The organism is Streptomyces sp. NPDC001970 (assembly GCF_053594115.1).
In genome coordinates this window covers 36287-56662 of the sequence record NZ_JBSFDW010000041.1, presented here as the reverse complement: position 1 = coordinate 56662, position 20376 = coordinate 36287, and the positions used below count along the sequence as shown (strand labels likewise).

The 20376-nt window shown below is 68.3% G+C and carries 20 protein-coding genes and 4 pseudogenes; 9 read left to right on the top strand and 15 right to left on the bottom strand.

The window, feature by feature from the left end; translation table 11 throughout:
• Nucleotides 1-199 precede the first annotated feature (199 nt).
• Nucleotides 200-1105 (bottom strand): MBL fold metallo-hydrolase, encoded by a 906-nt coding sequence (locus ACWCP0_RS35010; protein ID WP_451082781.1) that lies wholly within the window; start codon nt 1103-1105, stop codon nt 200-202.
• 623 nt (nt 1106-1728) lie between these two features.
• Between ACWCP0_RS35010 and ACWCP0_RS35005 the strand changes: the two genes are divergently transcribed.
• Nucleotides 1729-2565, top strand: coding sequence for an MFS transporter (locus tag ACWCP0_RS35005; protein ID WP_451082780.1), 837 nt, complete (start codon nt 1729-1731; stop codon nt 2563-2565).
• A gap of 248 nt (nt 2566-2813) precedes the next feature.
• On the opposite strand, the gene ACWCP0_RS35000 is transcribed toward ACWCP0_RS35005, so the two are convergent.
• From ACWCP0_RS35000 to ACWCP0_RS34965, 8 genes and pseudogenes are all read right to left on the bottom strand, one after another.
• Nucleotides 2814-3437, bottom strand: coding sequence for a TetR/AcrR family transcriptional regulator (locus ACWCP0_RS35000; protein ID WP_451082779.1), 624 nt, complete (start codon nt 3435-3437; stop codon nt 2814-2816).
• 58 nt (nt 3438-3495) lie between these two features.
• Nucleotides 3496-3608 (bottom strand): annotated as a pseudogene (locus tag ACWCP0_RS34995) (oxidoreductase); the annotation flags it as partial.
• Between the two features lie 644 nt (nt 3609-4252).
• On the bottom strand, nt 4253-4885 hold the full coding sequence (locus ACWCP0_RS34990) for a hypothetical protein (RefSeq protein WP_451082778.1): 633 nt from the start codon (nt 4883-4885) through the stop codon (nt 4253-4255).
• A gap of 323 nt (nt 4886-5208) precedes the next feature.
• Entirely contained in the window at nt 5209-5631 is a 423-nt protein-coding gene (locus ACWCP0_RS34985) for a nuclear transport factor 2 family protein (RefSeq protein ID WP_451082777.1), read from the bottom strand.
• 511 nt (nt 5632-6142) lie between these two features.
• On the bottom strand, nt 6143-6802 hold the full coding sequence (locus ACWCP0_RS34980; protein ID WP_451082776.1) for an alpha/beta hydrolase: 660 nt from the start codon (nt 6800-6802) through the stop codon (nt 6143-6145).
• Nucleotides 6803-7233: 431 nt separating this feature from the next.
• Nucleotides 7234-7764: an AMP-binding enzyme gene (locus ACWCP0_RS34975; RefSeq protein ID WP_451082797.1), complete on the bottom strand. Its 531-nt coding sequence runs from the start codon at nt 7762-7764 to the stop codon at nt 7234-7236.
• On the bottom strand, nt 7764-8150 hold the full coding sequence (locus ACWCP0_RS34970; RefSeq protein WP_451082796.1) for an AMP-binding protein: 387 nt from the start codon (nt 8148-8150) through the stop codon (nt 7764-7766). The genes ACWCP0_RS34975 and ACWCP0_RS34970 overlap by 1 nt, the downstream gene beginning before the upstream one ends.
• An 84-nt stretch (nt 8151-8234) precedes the next feature.
• Nucleotides 8235-9470, bottom strand: a complete 1236-nt coding sequence (locus ACWCP0_RS34965) for an acyl-CoA dehydrogenase family protein (protein ID WP_451082775.1) — start codon at nt 9468-9470, stop codon at nt 8235-8237.
• A gap of 110 nt (nt 9471-9580) precedes the next feature.
• Here ACWCP0_RS34965 and ACWCP0_RS34960 point away from each other — a divergent pair, with 110 nt between their 5' ends.
• From ACWCP0_RS34960 to ACWCP0_RS34935, 6 genes and pseudogenes are all read left to right on the top strand, one after another.
• Complete coding sequence (locus ACWCP0_RS34960; protein ID WP_451082774.1) at nt 9581-10678, top strand: acyl-CoA dehydrogenase family protein; 1098 nt, start codon at nt 9581-9583, stop codon at nt 10676-10678.
• A 181-nt stretch (nt 10679-10859) separates the two neighbouring features.
• The gene (locus tag ACWCP0_RS34955) at nt 10860-11384 is read left to right on the top strand and encodes an SRPBCC family protein (RefSeq protein WP_451082773.1); all 525 of its coding nucleotides are present in this window, start codon (nt 10860-10862) and stop codon (nt 11382-11384) included.
• Complete coding sequence (locus ACWCP0_RS34950) at nt 11384-12445, top strand: LLM class flavin-dependent oxidoreductase (protein WP_451082772.1); 1062 nt, start codon at nt 11384-11386, stop codon at nt 12443-12445. The genes ACWCP0_RS34955 and ACWCP0_RS34950 overlap by 1 nt, the downstream gene beginning before the upstream one ends.
• Nucleotides 12446-12586: 141 nt before the next feature.
• Nucleotides 12587-12730: pseudogene (locus ACWCP0_RS34945) on the top strand (hypothetical protein); the annotation flags it as partial.
• 67 nt (nt 12731-12797) lie between these two features.
• Entirely contained in the window at nt 12798-12944 is a 147-nt protein-coding gene (locus ACWCP0_RS34940; protein ID WP_451082800.1) for a hypothetical protein, read from the top strand.
• 508 nt (nt 12945-13452) lie between these two features.
• Nucleotides 13453-13950 (top strand): winged helix-turn-helix transcriptional regulator, encoded by a 498-nt coding sequence (locus ACWCP0_RS34935; RefSeq protein ID WP_451082771.1) that lies wholly within the window; start codon nt 13453-13455, stop codon nt 13948-13950.
• A 95-nt stretch (nt 13951-14045) separates the two neighbouring features.
• Here the strand turns inward: ACWCP0_RS34935 and ACWCP0_RS34930 are convergent, their stop codons facing one another.
• From ACWCP0_RS34930 to ACWCP0_RS34920, 3 genes are all read right to left on the bottom strand, one after another.
• On the bottom strand, nt 14046-14180 hold the full coding sequence (locus ACWCP0_RS34930) for a hypothetical protein (protein WP_451082770.1): 135 nt from the start codon (nt 14178-14180) through the stop codon (nt 14046-14048).
• A 466-nt stretch (nt 14181-14646) separates the two neighbouring features.
• The gene (locus ACWCP0_RS34925; RefSeq protein ID WP_451082769.1) at nt 14647-15162 is read right to left on the bottom strand and encodes a tetratricopeptide repeat protein; all 516 of its coding nucleotides are present in this window, start codon (nt 15160-15162) and stop codon (nt 14647-14649) included.
• Nucleotides 15163-15267: 105 nt separating this feature from the next.
• A complete protein-coding gene (locus tag ACWCP0_RS34920; protein ID WP_451082768.1) occupies nt 15268-15525 on the bottom strand; it encodes a hypothetical protein in 258 nt (85 codons plus the stop codon).
• 1328 nt (nt 15526-16853) lie between these two features.
• Between ACWCP0_RS34920 and ACWCP0_RS34915 the strand changes: the two genes are divergently transcribed.
• Nucleotides 16854-17996, top strand: a complete 1143-nt coding sequence (locus ACWCP0_RS34915) for a phosphatidylinositol-specific phospholipase C1-like protein (protein ID WP_451082767.1) — start codon at nt 16854-16856, stop codon at nt 17994-17996.
• Nucleotides 17997-18185: 189 nt separating this feature from the next.
• On the opposite strand, the pseudogene ACWCP0_RS34910 reads toward ACWCP0_RS34915, so the two are convergent.
• A pseudogene (locus ACWCP0_RS34910) lies at nt 18186-18375 on the bottom strand (tetratricopeptide repeat protein); the annotation flags it as partial.
• 317 nt (nt 18376-18692) lie between these two features.
• Between ACWCP0_RS34910 and ACWCP0_RS34905 the strand changes: the two are divergent.
• On the top strand, nt 18693-19274 hold the full coding sequence (locus ACWCP0_RS34905; RefSeq protein WP_451082766.1) for a hypothetical protein: 582 nt from the start codon (nt 18693-18695) through the stop codon (nt 19272-19274).
• 249 nt (nt 19275-19523) lie between these two features.
• On the opposite strand, the gene ACWCP0_RS34900 is transcribed toward ACWCP0_RS34905, so the two are convergent.
• Both ACWCP0_RS34900 and ACWCP0_RS34895 read right to left on the bottom strand, forming a co-directional pair.
• Nucleotides 19524-20012 (bottom strand): hypothetical protein, encoded by a 489-nt coding sequence (locus ACWCP0_RS34900; RefSeq protein WP_451082765.1) that lies wholly within the window; start codon nt 20010-20012, stop codon nt 19524-19526.
• A 61-nt stretch (nt 20013-20073) separates the two neighbouring features.
• Nucleotides 20074-20199: pseudogene (locus tag ACWCP0_RS34895) on the bottom strand (DUF6191 domain-containing protein); the annotation flags it as partial.
• Nucleotides 20200-20376: the final 177 nt, after the last annotated feature.

Below are 20376 nucleotides of genomic sequence, written 5' to 3'. Positions count from 1 at the left end.
GACCATGTATGGCTGGGCCAGGGGTGAGGTCTGCGCATGCCCGCGCGACCTCGCCTTCCTGGGTGGGCGACGCCTCCGGAGACGCAACAAGGCAGTCGCAGGCGCGCCCATGCCACTGTTGGTCGTCTTCGAACAGCAGTGGCACTTTCCCCCGGAACCGAGTCGTGGGACGACCAGCCCAACGCCGAACAGCCGACCTTCAGTCGAGGAAGAGGCTCCATGCGACGGCGTTGAGGTTGTCGGCGAGGAAGATGTCGGTCCCCCCGAGGCGCTTCTCCCACGGCGGCAGCAGCTCTGCTGCGCGAGCGACGACCGCGTCCATCCAGACCTTGAGTTCCGCCTGCCGATTGCTCGCCGGCACGTTGGCAGCGGCCGCGGCCTCCTTCAGATCCACCGTCCGCAGCGCCTCGGCAGCAGAGATCCGCAGGTCGCGAATGTACTCACGATTCGTCTGCACATCCTCGGGAGTGCCGTACAGGGACATGTGACCGGTCACGATGGTCTCGAAGTCGTACTCCAGCAACTGGTCCATGGCCTCGAAGTACGCGGGCACGTGAGCGGAGAAGACCAGACGGAAGAACGGCGCGTTCTTGACGGAGAAGCTGTCAATGGCCGCCATGGTCTTCTGTTCCGGGAGGTGGATGAACAGATTGCCCGCCTGATGCCAGTCCCCCGTGTAATCGAGGACGAACCTCACTCTGTCGATGTCCAGCTCCTTCCGCCTCCCGCTGAAGGTCTCGGTGGGCAGGGGCCGCCTGTCGTCATGCGCCTCCTTGATGAACTCGCCGGTGAGCTCGTGAGAGATGATCTTCAGGCCGCGCTGGTCCAGCAGGTGAGCGGCCCCGATGTGATCGGCGTGCGCGTGGCTGTAGACCAGGTGAGTTACCGGCTTCGACGTGACCTCTTCGATGGCCTTCAGCAGCCTGTCCCCCAGGGCCGGAGGGGCGTCCACGAGGACCACGCCATTCTTGGTCACCAGGAACATGGTGTTGATCATCCCCTGGGTGACGCCGTAGACACCGCCACCCAAGTCAGTGACGACAAAACCGGATTCCGGGATGTCCGGACCCTGAGCGAACTCGGGCATAGGCGCGAAATCAGTCATCGAATGATCTCCTTTTTACGGTTCGTCCGGCAGACGGGCGGGATGGTGTGGCGGTGGCGCTAGGTGATCGAGGGCCCGTTTGGGCCGTGGACCTCGAGACTCAGAAACAGCGGGGCTTACTCCTGACGGCTATTCGCCGAGGAATTGCCTGATGCGGTGGAAAATCTGGTCGCTGGCGTATGAGTGACAGACCAGGAACACACCCGGTTCGCCGTCTTGAGCCATGCAATCAGTGTTATCGCTGGAGCGCCCTGACGGTTCAGTGAAGGTGGACCACCTGGACCTAGGTTCAGCAAGGCGCGCGCACGGGGTCCGCAAGGGCATGAAAGGGCGCGACGCTGGATGTGAACCGGAAGGGCAGCGCCGCCCTCATCTCCGATGTACGGCATGAAGCGGAGCCCTCACCTGCGTGCAGTGACCGTAGGGAGCGAGCGGAAGCCACCTGGTTCGTCCTTCGACCACCTTACGGAGCAGCTGGATCATGCCGTTCGTCATCTATGTCCTCGGGCTGGGCATCTTCGCTCAGGGCACCTCGGAGTTCATGCTCTCCGGGGTGCTGCCCTCCGTCGCCCACGATCTCGACGTCCCCCTCTCCTCCGCCGGGCTGCGCCTTCGCCGTCGGCATGTTCATCGGAGCACCCCTGCTGGGCCTGGCCACCCTGAAGATGCCGCGCCGTGCCGCGCTGATCGGCTTCCAGCTCGTCTTCATCACCGCACATGTCGTCGCCGCACTCGTCCCGAACTTCGGGTTCCTGCTGGTCATGCGCGTGGTGTCGGCCATGGCGTATGCCGGGTTCTGGGCCGTGGCCTCGGTCGCGGCCATCTCACTCGTGGACGCCGCCAAGCGCGGCCGGGCCATGTCAGTGGTCGTCTCAGGGCTGAGCGTGGCCACCATCATCGGCGTCCCGGCCGGCACCCTGCTGGCCCAGCACGCCGGATGGCAGGCAGCCTTCTGGGCCGTGGCCACGATCACCGCGCTCTCCGCGGTCGCACTGCTGATCGCCCTGCCCGGCGGCCGTGACAGCACGGCGGCACAGCCCCGCCTGGGCACGGAACTGCGCTCGCTGAGGGTGCCGCGGCTGTGGGTCGCCTACGCCACCACCGCACTGTCCGTAGCCGCCAACTTCGCGATCTTCGCCTACCTTGGCGCCCTCCTCGAGGACGCCACCGGCATCAGCGACGGTCTGATACCCCTCGTGTTGGGACTGTACGGAGTCGGCGCGCTGGCCGGCCTGACCGTCGGAGGACGCAACGCCGACCGCGCCCCCTTCACCGTCCTGCTCGCCGGCATGGGCTCCTTCGTCGTGGTCGCGGTCGTACTCGCCGTCACCGCGAACAGTGCATGGGCGGCGATCCCGCTCGTGGTGCTGCTGGGCGCGGCCGAATTCTCCGTCACCCCCGCAGTCAACGCCAGGGTGTTCTCCATCCTGGGCAGACCAGAACGCTGGGCGGCGCCGTGAACATCGCCGCCTTCAACATCGGCATCGCCGCCGCCCCCATGGTCTCCGGTCTCGTCATCGACACCGGACTCGGACTGGCGGGCACCGCCTGGATCGGCGCAGCCTTCGCAGTAACCGCCATGGGCAGCACGCTGCTGGACCGCCACCTCGCCCGGCGCCACCAGACCGTTCTTCGCGGATGGTCCACCCGGTCAACAATCGGAGGGCGCGGACGCAGTCGGCAGCCGACCCGGGCGCTTCGACGGTGGTCAGACCTCCGAACGAGGTGGGTCCGCCCTCGGAATCAGGGCCACGGCGGATCGCGCCGCCTGCTCGAGCGTCGCCGCGTCGACATCCGCCTTGGCGATGGAATCGATGCCCCTGATGACGCTCAGCAGCAGATACCCCAGAGCCGAGGAGTCGACATGGTCGGCCACTTCCCCTGCGTCCTGGGCGTCGCGGATCGCGGCCGCGAGGACGCCGGCGAGGTCGTCGAACGCGCGGCGGGCCGTCTGCGCCACCTCCTCGTCCTCACCGGCGCGGTCCGCGGTGACCTTGGTGAGGAAGCATCCGCGGTGGGGCGACTCGCCCGCGAAGGCGCTGGCGAGGGAGACGAGGTAGCGCTCGAGTCGCGCCATCGGCGAGGGAAGCACCGCTTCCGGGCCGCCCTGCAACTGCTCGCGGGCCTGGGCGACGAGGTCCTGGCAGTAGTCGGAGAAGACACGCACGTACAGGTCGTGCTTGTTGCCGAACGCCTTGTAGATGCTGCCCTTGCCCAGCCCGGTTGCTTCCATGAGGTCATAGGTGGACGTGCCGGCAAATCCGGTCGTCCAGAACCGGTCGCGTACGACATTCAGTACAGCGGCCTCGTCGAAGCCTCGCTTTCTTCCCATGCCCCAAGGGTACGCCATTGTGGTCCGTCTGGACCACAACGACTGGTGACCCGCTCACGACGCACGGCCCCGTCAGCTGCATCGCACCGTAGCCGAGCCGGATGACGGGCAGTTCGCCGCCGAGGCGGTAGACCCGGAGGCGTCGGCGGGGCGTGCGGTTTCCTGTGCCATGGTCTGTACTCCCTCATTGAATGAATGCCCGGCGCGAGTGCTTGCGCGGACCGGTCGGTGGGGCGGCGCTGGCCGGCATGGGAGCGATCCGGTGGTCGGACTCACGCGCACCTGGGAGCAGCGCGAGCCGGCCCCGTTTTGATCGTCTTGGGGTTGACCCGTGGATGAGCTGTTCGGGCGGGGCGAGGAACGCGATCGGCTGACGGCATTCCCTTCCCTGAGGAGCCCTCATCGCCGAAACGAAATGTCGCGACGAGTTCACCTGACAAGGGGTCGCCACGGTAAAGCGCCGGCTTCACGGAAAAGAATCCGGCTGCCTGGACGGGGGAATTAACGGGGACCGCCACTCGGAGCAACCTATGTGGCACGGTCCGCCGCAGGCGCGTATACGCCAGCTCGGACATGAGATCTCGCGGACAGCCCAATCGGGTGCGGCAACCACAAAAGGGCGTCGCGAGCCGTCGCCATGAGACGGGTCTTGGGGTCAGCGCGGCCAGGCCGGGGGCAATGTCGTTCTTCCCGTCGGGCGCCGCTCAGCCCCTCCCCCTCCCCCGCCGCCGCCGAGGGAACACGTGCCAGGTTGGCGATGAACGGCTGCCCGTGGGCGACGGCGACGCTGGCGCGGGGGTGTACTCGTGTCGTGGTCAGGTAACGGAAACCTCGGCGAGGTCGATGGTGACAAGGATTGGTTCCGGCAAGGCGCGCGCATCTTCCTGAATGGGCACGACGTACCGGTGGGTGGGAAAGACCAGTCCCGACGCTGTTACGTGCCTGTCCGTGAAGTGCGCGGCCGGGGTGCCGCCGAGTACGTCGGCTGCGTAGTCATGGCGTCGCAGCAGCCCGGCGGTGTTGTAATAGAAGACCTGTTCCGTGGCGTGCGTGGCTATGTCATTGGGGAATCTGGCCCGCAGCCGTCGCCAGTCTTCGCCGGCCTCCTGCCACGCTTCCAGTTCCTCCACCACGACGCCGGGGCGCGTCAGCAGGTAGGGGGCCGTGAGGTAATTCCACAGTGCGTAGCCCGCGAAGTACAGCACATGGAGCTCGTCCCAGGGGGTGTCCGGGCCGTGGCCGGCGAAGGCTTCACGTGGAGTGGTCCGCTCGGCCACGACCTCGCCGTCCCGCCTCTCGATCGCGACACGGTCGGGCGTGAACACGCCGCGCAGCCCCAAGCCGGTGAAGCCCTCGAAGACCACGCGCTGCTGCTGCACGTCAACGGTGATGTCGACCGCAGCAAGGATTCCCTCCTGTCCGCGGAGGGTCCACAGGAGCCCGCCCACGGATCCCTTGGCATGGACGGTTCTTGCTTCTTGCCACCGCTGGAGGCCGCCATGGGCCTCGAGAACAAGATCCAATAGGTTCGTCATGGGTAGGCCTCCGTGGTGAATGACGCCGCCTGTGTGTCGATGTTCCCGCGCCGTTCGCCTGTGGCGCGCGTTCGGCGTCAGGCGGCGGGAGCCTCCGCAGAAGCAGCGTGGACGCCGCGCCCCGTCGGCATCAGGTTGGCGTGCCGTGGGGTCGGCGGGGTCCGGCCGGGGTCTGCGTCGGGTCTTCGCGTCGGGCGCCGCCGCGGAGTGCGTGCCCGAGCCGTCGCGTCGCCCGGTCAGGCCTGCCGGTCGGCCGAGCCGGCCTGCGGGTTGGTGAACATGGGATTGCCTGCCACGGTGTCCTCCACGGCCACCTCGTCCTGCAGGACGTCCCAGTGCTCCACCACCAGGCCGTCTTCGAAGCGGAAGATGTCGATCCCGAGGAGGGGCTTGCCGGGCCCGCCGGAGTACCGGCCGTGGACCATGACCAGGTCTCCCTCGGCGATGATCGCTCCCGGCTCGTAGCGGGTGTCGTCGGGCATGTCGGCGACGAACCCGCGCAGCCCGGCCTTGGCCGGCGGGATGAACGGGTTGTGCTGCACGTAGTCCGGGTGCAGGTACCGGTCCAGCGCGGTGAAGTCCTTGGAGCTGAACGCGGTCGTCAGGACTTCGAGGATGACGGCCTTGTTCCGCTCCGTCTGGGTCTGAGTCTGGTGCATCGGAATCCTCCACTAGGTTTGTTGACCGATTGGACCACTACAGAAACACGATGTGGTCCAATTAGTCAACAAATCGCCATGCTGGATCTCGGCGCATCACGGTCTCAGGCAGCCTCCGGAAAAGTGAAGATCCACATGAGGTCAGGAAGCGGGAGTTCGATCGTTCGCCCCGGCCCGGTCCTCCCGGTCTGTCTGGTCACCCCCCGTGCCGAGCTGCTCGAGCGCGGGATCGACCGGCATGTCTCGAGCAGGACATCGACACCGCCGCGGTGGGGCCGCGCGATGTTCGGCATGCTCTCCGCCCTCGCGAGTTCCATCGCGAACCCATCGTGGCTGGACGGCCTCGCGGCAGCCCGAGCCCGCAGCCAAGTGGGCGGCCGACGCCCCTCGTAAGTGACTCGCACACGCACTCCGCAGGCGGGACGCGGAGCGGTCCACCCGGCGCCCGGCATCCCAGGAAACTCCGGCTGAATCGATCAGACTCCCCAGCATCGCAATGGGGCTGGCGCTATCAAGCTCCGTGAGGCGTCCGAGTACCGGCCTGCTCGCCGATCCATGCCTCGGCGAAGCGTGTCCATGTCGATGCCTCTCCAGCCCCATGGGCAAGGCCCAGGCTGTGGGGACCGTGGGGGAAGACGTGCACCGTGTGGGGCACATTGTCGGCGGCCAACGCCGCAGCCAGGCGATAGGTGTGCTCCGGCGGAACGTAAGAATCCTCCGCCGTGTGCCAGAGGAAGAACGGAGGAGCCGACGAAGTGACCAGCGCGTCGAGCGAGGTCGAACGACGCAACTCCGGCGACGCGTCCGCACCCAGCAGAATGAGCTGAGAAGGGCGGTACGTCTCGGTCTCCATCGACGTGATCGCGTAGCCGAGGACAGCGAACTGAACCGATGTCCGCTCGTCAGCGTTCGGAGCGAGGGCTGCCAGGCCCGCGAGGTGCCCACCGGCCGAGAAGCCCACGACCCCGATCGTGTCGGCCCCCTTGTCCCGTAGGCGCCGGATCTCGGTCTGAAGTGCCGCGAGCGGCGCTGGATGCCGTGTGTTGAGCGGATACCGGAAAACGCTCGCCTCCAAGCCCAATCCTTCGAGCCAATCGACGATCGGCTGGGCCTCGTGCTCGGCGTGCACCTCGTAGCCGCCTCCTGGCAACACGATCACATGCACAGACATCTCATCGTCCTCTTTCATTGACCGGGCAAACCGCTCGGACACACGGACCGAGTGAGCCTATCCACGGCTCACATGAAGCCGTCACAGTGACACGGTCGCACCCTGAGGCAGCGGTGACGCGGGACCACAAGTCCTTGCCGAGAAGTGCACCACGTGGCTGACGGTTTCGTCATAGGCGTGGGCGTGACCCCGATGCCCCACCCGCCGGACACCGCCTCGGTCAAGGTGGCCACGTGCGTTCGGCCAGCGAGGGATCGCCGGATGCTTCGGCGTGCCCGGTGCGCTCGGCTCGCACGGCGCCAGGTGTCTGACGAGCCGTTCGGCCAGGGAGACGGTGGCGCCGCCGGCCGGACCGGGTCTTCGCGAAGGCATCGTCCGCGGAGTCGAAGGGACCGGGTTTCGGCCCCCATTGTCGCGCCCTTCGCCGCCCGTCACATCGCCGACTCCCGTCGACGCAGGTCCTTGCGCAGTATCTTGCCGGCCGGGGACTTCGGGATCTGGTCCAGGAACTCGACCAGCCGGACCTTCTTGTACGGCGCGACCCGGGCCGCGACGAACGCCTGGACCTCCTCGGCATCCAGACCGGGGTGGGTGGCGCGGCGCACGACGAACGCCTTGGGCACTTCCCCTCCATCGTGGTGCACCCCTACCACAGCGGCGTCGGCGATCCCGCCGTGGGTGAGCAGCACGGCCTCCAACTCGGCGGGGGCGACCTGGTGACCCCGGTATTTGATCAGCTCCTTGAGCCGGTCCACGACGTGGAAGACGCCGTCGGCATCAACGGTCACCATGTCGCCGGTGTGCAGGAAGCCGTCGGCGTCGACGGTGGCGGCGGTCGCCTGGGGGTTGTTGAGATGGCCGCGCATGATGTTGGGGCCGCGGCACCACAGCTCGCCCTGACCTCCGGGCGCGGTGTCTTCTCCGTTGACGGGGTCCACCACTCGGGCTTCCAGGTCGGGCATCAGCACGCCGACCGATCCCCGGTCTCCTCCACCCGGACCTTGTCCTCGGCCACCGCTGCGCGCGCCCGGTGCAGGGAGTCGGCGGAGGCGAACAGTACCCGGGCGCCGGAATCGCGGAGTTGATGGGCCAGTTCGGCCGGCGTGTAGAGCGCATTGGCCGGTGAGCAGACGGCGCCGGCGCTCAGCACACCATGGAAGACCGCGGGGTAGTCCGGGCAGTTGGGGGAGAAGATGACGGCCACGTCGTAACGGCCCAGACCGCGCTCGGCCAAACCGGCCGCGCCCCGGCCGATTGCGGCGGTCAACTGACCGTAGGTGTAGCCGCGATGGGAGGTGTCGATGACGGCAGGGCGGTCGGCGTCATCGGTGCCGGGTTCGGAGAACAGGAACTCCGGCAGGGCAGACCTCCGGGATGGCGATGTCCGGGTAGGGACTGCGGATGATCACCGATACTCCTCGGCTCTCGGCAGTCAGCGTGCGGCAGTGGGCGCAGGTCGGGGCTCCTTCGGCAGGCCGAGCACCAGCTCCCCGACGATGCCGCGTTGGATCTGGGAGGAGCCGGCGTAGATCGTGCCGGCGCGGGCGTTGAGGTAGACGCTGGTCCAGGACGCGGACGAGTTCGGCGCGCCGGGGTCGTCGGTGTGGAACCAGTTCGGCGAGGGCCGCCCGGTCGGGGTCAGGGCGTCCAGGCCGAGGACGTCCACGGCCAGCTCGGTGGCCCGCTGGTGGTACTCGCTCCAGAGCAGCTTGAACGCGGCGGCGGCGGGGCCGGGTTCCTCTCCGGCGATCAGTGTGGCGGCGGTGCGCAGCCCATGGCAGCGCAGTTGCTCGACTTGGACATGGCACCAGGCGATCCGGCGGCGGATGTCGGGGTCGCGGTGCAGCCCGCGTTCGCGGACCAGTTCGATCAGCCGTTCCAGCTCGTTGCGGAAGCGGATCGGCGCCTTGAGCGCGGTCGCGCCGCGCTCGAAGCCCAGCAGCGTCATCGCAACCGTCCAGCCGCGGTCGACCTCTCCCACGACCAGGCCGAGTTCGGTCGTCGCGTTGTCGAAGAAGATCTCGTTGAAGTCCGCCTCGCCGGTGAGGTTGCGGATCGGGCGGATGTCGATGCCGGGTTGGTCCAAGGGGACCAGGAGCATGCTGATGCCGCGGTGCGCCGGGGCGTCGGGGTTGGTCCGGGCCAGGACGAACGTCCAGTTCGCCTTGTGTGCGCCGGAGGACCACAGCTTCTGCCCGTTCAGTACCCACTGGTCGCCGTGCGGTTCGGCCCGCAGGGAGAGCGAGGCCAGGTCCGAGCCGGCGCCCGGCTCGGAGAAGCTCTGCGCGAAGACATACTCACCGGAGGCAATCCTTGGCAGAAACCGGCGCAGCAGGGTCGGGTCGCTCCAGCGCAGCATGGTGTTGCCCAGCATGGTGATGCCGAACTCGTCGTTGTCCGAGCCGGAAGGAATGCCGGCTGCGGTCAGCTCCTCAATGACGACGGCCAGTTCCGCCGGTCCGAGGCCGGCGCCGCCGTACTCCCGCGGCCAAGCCGGGGCAACCCAGCCGCGCTCGGCGAGCGCGGCCCGCGTCTTCTCCTGGAACGTCTCGCGCTCGATCGGGTCGAGGGCGCCGATGCCCTGCCAGTCCGGCGGGACCAGGTCCGCCACGAATGCCTGCACCGAAGCGCGGAAGCGCTCGGCCGGCTCGCTGCCCTGCGGTTCCACCAAGACCTCCTGGTGTCTTCGGTAAGCGAATGAGCAGAACAGTTGCGTAGATAGACTCACTAGTCAATGCTGGGCGCCGTGGATTTCCCCCCGACGTGAGGAGGACCCCGATGCGCTTCGCGCCAACCGACGAACAGCTCGAACTGGGCCGAACCGCAGAACGGTTGCTCGCCGCCCACGCCCGCAGGAACACCCTTCCTCCGCCTTGGGGCGCCATCCCCCAGACCCTCAACCGTGAGCTACGGGACTCGCTCGCCGAACTCGGACTGCTCGGCCTGGGCGTGCCCGAGAGACTGGGCGGCTCGGGTGGCGGTGTTGCGGACCTGTGTGTGCTGGCCGAGCGGGTGGGGTCGGCCCTGCCAACCCTCCCGTTCGCCGCCACCGCGACCGTCGCCGCAGTGCTGGCCGAGCACCCCGACAGTCCCGGCACGCGGGCCGCGCTGGCCGGCGTCGTGGACGGCTCCACCGTCGCCGTACCGGCCTGGGAGACCTTCCCCGCCGACATGGTGCCCGGCCGGGGGGCGGGCTCGCTGACGCTGAACGGCGCGGCGGTGAACGGCGTGCTGGCAGCGGTGCCGTTCGGCCTCGACGCCGAACTGCTGCTGGCCTTCGCCGACGAGGGCAGCGCCCCGGCGCGGCCGGTCCTCGTGGAACTCGCCGAACCGACCACCGCGCGGACCTCCGTGGAGTCGCTGGACGTCACCGAGCCGATGGCGAGCCTGCAGCTGACCGGCGCGCCCGCCGTACCGCTCGGCGCGCACACGGTCGCCCGCCTGCTCACCGTGCTGGCAGCCGAGCTCATCGGCACCGGACGACGCGCGCTGGAGGGTGCCGTTGAGTATGCCGGGCAGCGTCGGCAGTTCGGCCGGCCGATCGGATCGTTCCAGGCCATCAAGCACGTACTCGCGGACCGGTCCGTCCAGCTCGACGCCGCCTGGATGCTCGTCCAGGGGGCGGCCCACGCCGTCGACGGCGAGCGTGCCGACGCCGACGTGGCGGCTCGTACCGCGCTCGCGGCGGCGGCCGACGCGGTCGAGGCGGTAACGGCCGACGCCCTGCAGACCCATGGGGGCATCGGCTTCACCTGGGAGCACCGGTCCCACGTACTGCTCAGGCGCGCCCGTGCGCGGCGCTCACTTCTGGGCTCGCCGGCCCACCGGCTCGACGTACTCGCCGACCGTCTCCTCGGATCGGCATATCTGTCCTGACGTCGGCCTAACGGGCTGTCACATCGCGGCGGACGGCCTGCGCCTGCGTAGTTCGTGGGCTGCGGCAGTCTCCCGGTAGCGCCGCAGCCCACGCTTGACTCATAAGTCTATCTACACAACTTTACCGTTCAGACCCTTCTATACGGGGATCTTCACTACTGAATGAGGAGGCTGCCGGGCCATGGAGTGGACGGGCGCGCGCTACGCGGACAAGCCGACGGTCGAGGTGCCGATCTGGATCGCCGCCCCGCCGGAACGGGTATGGGGGCTGGTGACCGACATCGAGCTGATGCCTCGCCTGAGCGCGGAGTTGCAGTCGGTGGAGTGGCTGGACGGGGGAACACGACCCGCGCCGGGGGCCCGCTTCATGGGCCGGAGCAGGCACGAGGCGCTGGGTGAGTGGGCCACCACCTCCCACGTTGTGGAGTACGAGCCGCCCAGGGTGTTCACCTGGGCGGTTGAGGACCCCAAGCAACCCGCGGCGCTCTGGCGATTCACCCTCGAACCCAAGGACGGCGGGACGCTGTTGCGGCAGTGGATGCAGCTGGGACCGGGCCGCTCCGGTCTTTCCGTCGCCATCGACCGCATGCCGGAGAAGGAACAGAAGATCGTCTTCGTGCGGATGCGGGAGTTCGAGACCAACATCAGCGCCACACTCACGGCGATCAAGAAGCTTGCGGAAGAGTCCGGAAAGGCGAGTGTGTGATGCGTACGTCGACCACGATCGAGGCATCCGGGGGCAGCTGGCCGGAGACGGTGGACTTCGTCATCGAGGCGGAGAAGCTGGGCCTGAACATCTGCTGGGTGGCGGAGGCTTGGGGCTCCGAGGCACCGTCGCCGCTGGGGTATCTCGCCGCACGGACGGAGCGCATGCTGCTCGGCTCCGGGATCATCCAGCTCGCCACCCGCACGCCGATGGCCATCGCCCGAGCGGCGATCACCCTGTCGCAGATCTCCCAGGGGCGCTTCCTGCTCGGACTCGGCCCATCCGGCCCGCAGGTGATCGAAGGACTGCACGGCGTACCCTTCGACCGGCCGTTGTCACGGATGCGGGAGACCGTCGAGATCGTGCGGCAGGCCGCCGCGGGTGAGAAGGTCTTCCACGCCGGGCGGGAGTTCCAGATCCCGCTGCCCGGTGGGGATGCCAAACCCATGCGCCTGTCGATGCGCGCCGAGCACGACATCCCGATCTACCTGGCGACCCTCTCGCCGAAGATGCTGCAACTGACCGGCGAGATCGCCGACGGCTGGCTCGGCACCAGCTTCGTGCCCGAGGGCGCCAAAGAGGCCTACTTCGACCACCTGGACGCGGGCCTCACCGCTTCCGGCCGCTCACGCGCAGACTTCGACATTTGCCAGGGCGCCGAGGTGGCCTTCGCCGAGGACGAGGACGCACTGCGGGCGATGGTGGCCGGCCGGAAGAAGGAACTGGCCTTCAGCCTGGGCGGCATGGGCTCCGCGAGCACCAACTTCTACAACAACGCATACAGCCGCCAGGGCTGGACCGATGTCGCCGCCGAGGTCCGCGAGCGCTGGCAGGCCGGCGACCGGGACGGCGCGGCCGAACTGGTCACCGACGAGATGGTCCTGGGCACCACGCTCATCGGCACCGAGGACATGGTGCGGGACCGGCTGCGGGTGTGGCGCGACGCCGGCGTCGACACCGTTCGCTTCTACCCCGCCGGCGAGACGCTGGACGCCCGGCTCACCACCCTGGGCCGGGCCCTCGACCTGGTCCGCGCCATGGAGCGCGAGCCGGGCCGGTAACCCGAGCGCTCGAAGACGCCGCCCGTCAGGCCGGCGCTCGAGCCGGACCGGGCGCGGCACGGCGGCGGCCGGTGCCCAGGACCTGGCGCATCGTGGGTTGCTCTCCTTCAGCACCTTCGGCATCACAGCGGCGAACCCACGGTGCCGCCTCCTGCCGCAACCCGGTTTCTCCCCTTGTCGTCCCCATGCTCAAGGAGCAGATTGACCAGCTACAAGGTCGCCGGCGTCGGTGGCACAGGCAGGGGCCCGGCCTACCGTTTCGCCAAGGCCGGTCACACGGTCGTCATCGGGTCGCGATCGCCGGAACGGGCAGAGCAGACGGCGACCGACATCGCCAGGCGGGTCGGCGACGTTGTCCCAGATCAGCGGAGCGGACAACGCCAACGCGGCCGGCTCTGCCGACGCAGTGCTGCTCACGGTGCCGTACGACGGCCACGCGGAGCTGGTCGCGTCGCTGGGCGCCCAACCTGCGGGCAAGGTGGTGCTCGTATCTGCGTGAACCCGCTCGGCTTCGACAAGCGGGGTCTCTACGGCCCGAACGTCGGCGATGGCAGCACTACCGAGAAGACGCAACGGATGGCGCCGGCGCCCGACCGATGGGTGCGTTCACCACCTGTCCGCCCTCAGTCTCCGGAGCGAGATGGAGCTGCTCGGCTACGAAGACGTCCTGGTCCGCAGCGACGACGTGCCGGCAAAGACCATCGCCATCGATCTGACGCTCGATCACCGGTCGCGATGGCATCGACGCCGGCGCGCTTCGGCCGGCCCGGAAGCTGGAACCACTCACCGCCGTGCTGATCAGCATCAACAAACGGCACAAGGTCCGGTCCGGCACTCGCATCCCCGGCCTGGGGCACGCTGGATGACCACCGACACGGGCACCGGAAGCACGACCACCGTTGCGTGTCGCCGCGGCGGCAACCACCACTGCGGCTACCTAGCGCTCGGCTTGCGGTTCCACAGGTCCGAAATGCTGAGTCCTATGGTGAGACCTATATGCTGAGGTCATGAGGCGGACCTCTTTCGCGAACTGGCCGTGCTCAGTCGCGCGCACCATGGACATGCTCGGGGACTGGTGGACGCCGCTGGTCCTGCGGGAGGCCTTCTATGGGATCAAGCGGTTCGACGCGTTCCAGCAGGAGCTCGGCATCGCTCGCAACACCTTGGCCGACCGTCTCCGCCGCCTGGTCGATGAGGGCCTCATGGAGAAGCAGGCCTACCAGCACGAGCCGGTGCGCTACGACTACGTGCTCACGGAGAAGGGGCGCGACTTCTTCGGCGTGTTGGCTGCCATGAACACCTGGGGCAACCGCTGGCTCAGCGGTGAGCAGGGACCGCCGGTGGTCTTCCACCACGACCGCTGCGGTCACCAGAGCGACGCCGAGGTCGTTTGCGCCTCTTGCAAGGAACCGATGACAGCCGAAGACACCCACCCGCGCCTCGGCCCTGGCTATCCCCAGCACCTCGCCGAGCGCCCGGACATCCAGAGCCGCTTCACCGCCTGAGAGGGGCCCAGGACCTCATCGACGCCGAGGCGGCCGCGCGCGTCTGGGTGCGTTCCCTGGCAGACCGCGCGTCTTTTCACGGCGGAGCGCCTCGCTCAGGGTGCGGGCTCGTAGACGACGGTTGTGGTCAGGCAGGCCTCGGCGAACTGGGTCAGCACGGCCGCCTCGTCGGTCCCGACGGTCAGGCCCCATCGCTCTTGGTGCCGGCCCACTCCGGCAGATAGCGGCACGTCACTTCCGGGCTCGGCAGCTACTCTGCCGGGTCTTTGTCGGCCTTGCCGCGGTTCGATGCGGCCGTCACCGCGACCAGCGATTTTGGCCTGCCCCGCCACCGCGCAGGGCAGACGACGAACCGCCCCGACGGCGATTCGTCATCCCCATGTCCTGCTCCGCAGGAGCCCGATTCCTCCCCCGCCTCAAGGTCGAGGCATCCTCGGATGAATCAGGTGACGATCTCCACGAAGGCCGGACCTGCGCCGTGGCACCGTTTCGCGGCCAGACCAGTCCGTACTCGATGGGGGGCGGAACGCACGGAGACCATGCCGGAAGCGCGTGGTACGGCGCGGCGGGCAGTGCGGCGATCGATACGCCGCAACCGGCTGCGAAGAGCGAGAGCACCTCCAGAGCCGAGCAGGCAAACCGATACCGACCGCCTGCCGGCGATCGGCACCGCATCTCGATTGCCGGAGCCCTTCGTCATGAGCCTTCGGGCTCGACCAGCTCCCGCGCATAGTTCCTCATCGACCGCTGGTAGCGCGGGAGGTGGCGAGCCAGCGCCCCAAGGACCAGTGACAGACCCTCGCGTTCCCGGCCGAGGCTGGCAAGACACAGCGCGAGGACCGCGCGTACGGCGTCGTCCAACTCGTCGGAGGGCGCGTCCAACTCCGGCGTGAGCAGCACGACACCCTCCTCGGCACGGCCGGTGTTACGCAGTGAACTGGCCAGCTGGATCTTGGTGCGCCGTGCGCGATAGCCATCAAGGCCGCGCGCCAGCGCCTCCTGATAGAGCGGCACTGCCTTGTCGGAGTGCCCGGTCGAGTCGAAGGCACATGCCCGCTCGAACGCGACGACCGGGTTGTCGTCGGGTAGCTCCGCCACGAGTTCATCGACTACGGCCCTGAACTCCGCCTCACGCCCCCCGTCGTAGCCGTCGAACGACGCCCAGACGACTGCCAGGCGCTCCTCGAAGTCAGGGGTGATCTTCTGGTTCATGCGGGCCACTTTGCGCACCCCACCCATGTCTGTCAAACACCTTTGCGACCATCAGCCGGGAACGAGCAAGTCGGGCGACCGAGGAAAGGCATGGGCTCTGGGCCGTCACGCTGCGCGCCTCTGCCGGAGCGAGCCGCCCGAGTACGGCCCGGGCTCCCGCCCCGCGTCGAGGAGGACCTGGCGCATGTGGTGTTCGGTGGTGACTCGGCGGGTTGCGGCCCGGGAGGCGTCCTGGTGGTAGGCGTGAGAGTCGCCGCACCAGGCGATCTGCAGGGGTTCGCCGGGGTTGCGGACGGCAACGAAGGCGACGGCTGCTGGCGTGTACTGCGCCCGCCACCCGCTGCGGCAGTTCGCCCCGCTCAACGCTACAGGGCTCCAGCCTGGCGGAGGAGATGAACCAACTGTCCGGCGAGCTCATCAGCTGGTTGATCTCCGAGGGAGACACATACCTGATGCCAGAGGCGCCGACCGAGGCACTGATGCCGCTGCGGCTCGCGAAGTACGGCGTGCCGCCGGCCAAGACGGCACCCGCGGGGCTCACTGCCGCCGGGATCGAGCCGGCCCTGCTGCCGCCGAACCCGACCATAGCCACGAAACCGACAGAGTCGGAGCCACCCACAGCCCCACCCCCAACCGCGGAGCATACGATGCTCATCGAGCAGGAGTGGCCCCAGCCGCACCCCGACGAGCAACAACCGCCGCAGGACAGCCACGGCCCCAGCGCGAGCCCGTGCTCCGTCGCGCCTCGGGTCCCGTCCAAGGCGCATGGGAGCGCCTACGACCGTACGTACGTGCAGGGTCATGAACCCATCCCCGTCACCGCTCCTGCCGCGCGGCAGCTCTCTGGGCACCGACGCACCACGGTCAAGCTCCCGGCACCCAGCCCCGAACCGGCAAGCAACGCAGGCACGGAGGACCCCGGGGGCTCGGCCAAAGCGTCGTCCGACCGGCAACCGTCCGCTAGTGAGCAACCGACCACGGTGGACCGCTACTACCAAGCATGGACGGAATACATCCACCAGAACGGGACAGAGCCGAAGGACACAGACTTCTCCCGGTTCCTTGCAGATCGCGGCATGAGCGGCGCACCGGCAATGCCGTCAGCCCATCCACCCTGCGCCGCCATTTCCCCGAATTCCGCAGCTACGCCGAGTGGAGACGACACCCGGAGGAACACGGCGTGGAGCCCACAGCGGAGCAACCGGACCTGCTCCTGGCCGACTGCGGCATCACCGGGAAGCCGTACGTCGCGAAGATGTTGAAGACCCCCACAGTGAATTTCCGCGGCGTCGTGCAGCTCTCGGCCCCGACCGGTTGGGGACCGCTGTCTGGCCGCCTTGGCGCGAAACGGAAGTCGGCGGGTCGCGTGGTGGCCGGACGGCGTTCCTCATCGAGGACCGACAAGACGAATGCTGTGCGCACCGGGATTGGGCAGTGCGCGCAGGTACGCATCCCCGCCCTGCCGGACCCCAGCCCGCCCGTACGCCGGGACATCCTGCCGTTCCCCACGACCTGACCGTGACTTTGCCAACCACCAGGCCGAGCTGGGACGGGGAGGCAACCCGCTCGGACCACCAAGATTCACTTTCGAGATGGTTGATCAACGAACTGACGACACGGCAGGTCCATCCTTCCTTCCGAGCGTGGACGAGTCGTCGTACCCACCCCCCTCTTGGCTGTAAAGGATCCGCATGCCCCTCCCCCGCTGGTTGGCTGTCGCCGCAGCTCTCACCGCACTCGCCACGCAGACGGTATTGACCGGTTCATCGCAGGCGGCCGCCAACAAGGGCGGCACACGCATCAACGAAATCCAGGTGGTGGCCACACACAACAGCTACCACCGTGAGCTCTCTGGCGTCGAACAGCGCGCCCAGTTGGAGGTAGACCCTGGAGCGAACCCGAACCTGTTCTATTCGCACTCACCGCTGGCCGAGCAGTTGGACGAGCAGGAGGTCCGCTCAGTCGAACTCGACGTCCTGCCCGATCCGAAGGGCGGCCTGTACCGCTGGCCGCTGGTCCGCAAGAACGCGGGCCTTCCTCCACTCGAGGATGCTGCTTGGGGGGAACCCGGCACGAAGGTCTTCCACATCGTCGACGCCGACTACAACACCACCTGCGTCCAGTTGACCGAGTGCCTGAAGCAGATCCGTGGCTGGTCGCAGAACAACCCCGGACATGTCCCGCTGCTCATCATGCTGGAGTTCAAGGCCAGCGAAGACCGCTTCGAGCGCCTCGGCGGCGTCGAAAGCCCCGCGTGGGAGGAGTCGACCTTCCGGACCCTTGAGGACGAGATCCGCTCGGTCTTCGACACCAACCAGCTGATCACGCCAGACGACGTCAGGCGGCCCGGCTTGACACTCGAGCAGTCCGTTCTGCAGCACGGTTGGCCCACAGTGGCCAAGTCGGCCGGCAAGGTGATGTTCGCGATGGACAACACCAACCAGGTTCGCACCTCCTACCTGGCCGGCCACCCGAACCTCGAGGGCCGCGTGCTGTTCACCGACTCCGCACCCGGCACCCCCTCGGCAGCGTTCATGAAGCGTAACGACCCGAACGGGACGAACGCCGCGCAGATCGCGGACCTCGTCAAGCGCGGGTACATCGTCCGGACCCGCTCCGACGTCCCGATGAGCACCGTGCTCAACCGCGACACCACCATGCGCGAGTCGGCACTGGGCAGCGGCGCCCAGATCGTCTCCACCGACTTCCCGGCAGCCGGCATGTCCGCCCGCTACGACCGGGACTTCTTCGTCTCACTGCCCGGCCCGGACGCCGCCCGCTGCAACCCGGTGTCCGCACCGACAGACTGCCGCGACAACAAGCTCGATCACTGAGCTGGTACCTGACGACAGCCACGAGTAAGGGCGGGCAGGGCCGGCTCAGCGTTCCCAAGGCGGTTGCTGCCGACGACGGCAAGGAGCCGGTCCACGGCGTCGACGGCGACGGGCGGAACAGTCGATCCCGGCCATGCAACGCTGGCCCGGCTCCGCAGGGGAGCCGGGCCAGCGTCGGCCCGTCGTACGCTCCTCGGTGCGCCCCTGGCGCTCCAGGGTGCGGCCCAGCATCAGCCGGGGCGCAGTGCTCGACCGGGTCGCGCTCTACGATGATCCGCAACTCGGCCTCCGTACACCGCAGTTGGTCCGAGTGGTAGTAGGCGCGCGCCAGCAGCAGCCGCGGCCCCATCTGCTCGGGTACCTCCTCGACCAGCCCGCCTCGGTCGGGTGGTCGGGTGGTCAGGCGGTCAGCTGACCTGTCAGCAACAGCCCCGTGGCCTTGTCTACGAGAACGGGCAGCAGATGTTCAGCTCCCTGGGCGGCATCTGGATTTGAAGCGAAGTCGATATTCACGAGAACCGACAGCACCCCCTGCAGGCGGCAGTAGCAGCACGGGCAAGTGCTCCACCTTCCGGCCCTGCGCTTCGGTGAGTGGAGCTGGCCTCACCTGGCGCCCGTGATGCCGTGAGAGTCCACGGTTCGTCACGGGGCACTCGCCGTCGACGGGCTGCCGAGCATGCTGGATATTCTCCCTGTGTGAAGATCATGGTGGGAGGCCTTGCGGCCGGGTTGGGATTCGGGGCGGCTACCTCGCTCGTCAACGCCCTTTCGTCGCCGTATGGCGACCTCGGAATGCCGCTCACGGGCACCGTCTGGGCCAAGGGTGCCAAGGTGCTCAGCCTGCTGATGGACGCCGGCTGGTCATGGGCCGCGCTGGCGGTGGTGATGGGCTGGCTGGCCGGGACACGTGCCCGAGGCGCGCTGGTCGGGGCCCTGGCGCTGGTCGCGGCCACGGTGGCGTACTACGTGACGGACGCCTTCGTCTGGGGGGCCGGCACGGATATGGTCGCGTGGCTGGTGGTGGGGCTGCCGTTCGGGTTGGTCCTGGGCGCGGTCGGTGCAGCCATCAGGCGGCCTGGGCTGATCGGCCTGCTTGCCGCGTTGACCGTGCCGGTGGGTGCTGCCGTTCAGATGGTCGTGCTACCGCCTCGCCCGCATCTCACTTTGACCCCGGCAATTATTCTTGCCGAGGGCATCGTCTGGACGGCCGCTGTGCTCGGTGCCAGCTGGGCTGTCTACCGCTTCTGGGCCGCGCGGCGTTCAGCCGAGGCCGGATAGCGAAGCCATCAGGGATACCCCGTGCTCGTCCTGGGCGAGCAGACCGCCGCACCTCTCAGGATCTCGGCTCACTGCTGCCGAAACTCGTGAACAATCCGATGCCTCGTCAGCGTCTGGGTGACTTCCGAACCGGTGTCGAGGTGCTGCTCGATCTCGTGGACAGAGCCAGCCCCGTGATCTGGAACCGAACACCACTCACGTGGTGAGGCAAGGCATCAAGACGGGCTCACGAGGCGGACTGAGCCGGCGTCACCACCTCAGGTTCAGCGAACCTCCGACCGGCAGCATCTGCCAGCGGTCGGCGTAGTCGTCGAACCGGGACACGATCCGGTCGACCACTGGGGGGATCTCCCCCGCCGTCACATACGCCGGCAGCTGCCGCGCGTGGCCGTGCCGCACCTCCCACACGGGTACAGCGATGCCCGCCAGCTCCTCCGACCTGGCCATGTCGGCCTTCGCCCGGGGGGACGACTTCACTCGCTTCGACTTGCGGCGCCGGGCGGCCTTGGCGCGCTCGGCGGGGTCGGCGGGCCAGAACAGGCCGTTGTCACCGGCGGCCAGCCGCCCGTAGACCCCGAGCTTGATGCCCGCCTCCGCCTCGACGAGGAAGTGCACCAGGTCGTGCGGGAGATACAGATGCCCGCCGGGCCCGTTGCGCGGGGCAAGCGCGGCACCGGTCTCACGGTGCACGGCGATGTCGTAGCTCGTACCGGGACCTTTGGTGAAGACGACACGCATGACCGGCACGATAGGCGACGGTCGCGACCGCACGCACCCGGATTTCCGGCGCGCGCAGCAGTCACACCACCCGGATTGCGGCAGTCGCGGCGCCTCGAGGGAGACGCACCACCGCCGTGCCTCCGTCCAGGTCGATACTGGTGCGGCGCAGCGGGGCCCCGCCCTCCTCGTCGTCACGCGGGACGAACGAGCTGCGCCGGCGCCAACGAAGTGAGGCGAGGAGCGTCGCTGGCCGTTTCCAAGAATCCCCATCCCCTGTCTCGGCAGGGAATGGCTACGCAGCGTTCGCAGATCGTAAACTTCTTGATGCCGATTGCGGGCGTGGCTCCCTTCGTTGCCCCGTGGGTGGTCGGCCATCCCGATA

Bases quoted from the DNA above. Each gene is read 5' to 3' on its own strand.
- ACWCP0_RS35010 (WP_451082781.1), bottom strand. From the start codon at position 1,105: ATGACTGATTTCGCGCCTATGCCCGAGTTCGCTCAGGGTCCGGACATC.
- ACWCP0_RS35005 (WP_451082780.1), top strand. From the start codon at position 1,729: ATGTTCATCGGAGCACCCCTGCTGGGCCTGGCCACCCTGAAGATGCCG.
- ACWCP0_RS35000 (WP_451082779.1), bottom strand. From the start codon at position 3,437: ATGGGAAGAAAGCGAGGCTTCGACGAGGCCGCTGTACTGAATGTCGTA.
- ACWCP0_RS34985 (WP_451082777.1), bottom strand. From the start codon at position 5,631: ATGCACCAGACTCAGACCCAGACGGAGCGGAACAAGGCCGTCATCCTC.
- ACWCP0_RS34980 (WP_451082776.1), bottom strand. From the start codon at position 6,802: ATGTCTGTGCATGTGATCGTGTTGCCAGGAGGCGGCTACGAGGTGCAC.
- ACWCP0_RS34975 (WP_451082797.1), bottom strand. From the start codon at position 7,764: ATGCCCGACCTGGAAGCCCGAGTGGTGGACCCCGTCAACGGAGAAGAC.
- ACWCP0_RS34960 (WP_451082774.1), top strand. From the start codon at position 9,581: ATGCGCTTCGCGCCAACCGACGAACAGCTCGAACTGGGCCGAACCGCA.
- ACWCP0_RS34955 (WP_451082773.1), top strand. From the start codon at position 10,860: ATGGAGTGGACGGGCGCGCGCTACGCGGACAAGCCGACGGTCGAGGTG.
- ACWCP0_RS34950 (WP_451082772.1), top strand. From the start codon at position 11,384: ATGCGTACGTCGACCACGATCGAGGCATCCGGGGGCAGCTGGCCGGAG.
- ACWCP0_RS34935 (WP_451082771.1), top strand. From the start codon at position 13,453: ATGAGGCGGACCTCTTTCGCGAACTGGCCGTGCTCAGTCGCGCGCACC.
- ACWCP0_RS34925 (WP_451082769.1), bottom strand. From the start codon at position 15,162: ATGAACCAGAAGATCACCCCTGACTTCGAGGAGCGCCTGGCAGTCGTC.
- ACWCP0_RS34915 (WP_451082767.1), top strand. From the start codon at position 16,854: ATGCCCCTCCCCCGCTGGTTGGCTGTCGCCGCAGCTCTCACCGCACTC.
- ACWCP0_RS34900 (WP_451082765.1), bottom strand. From the start codon at position 20,012: ATGCGTGTCGTCTTCACCAAAGGTCCCGGTACGAGCTACGACATCGCC.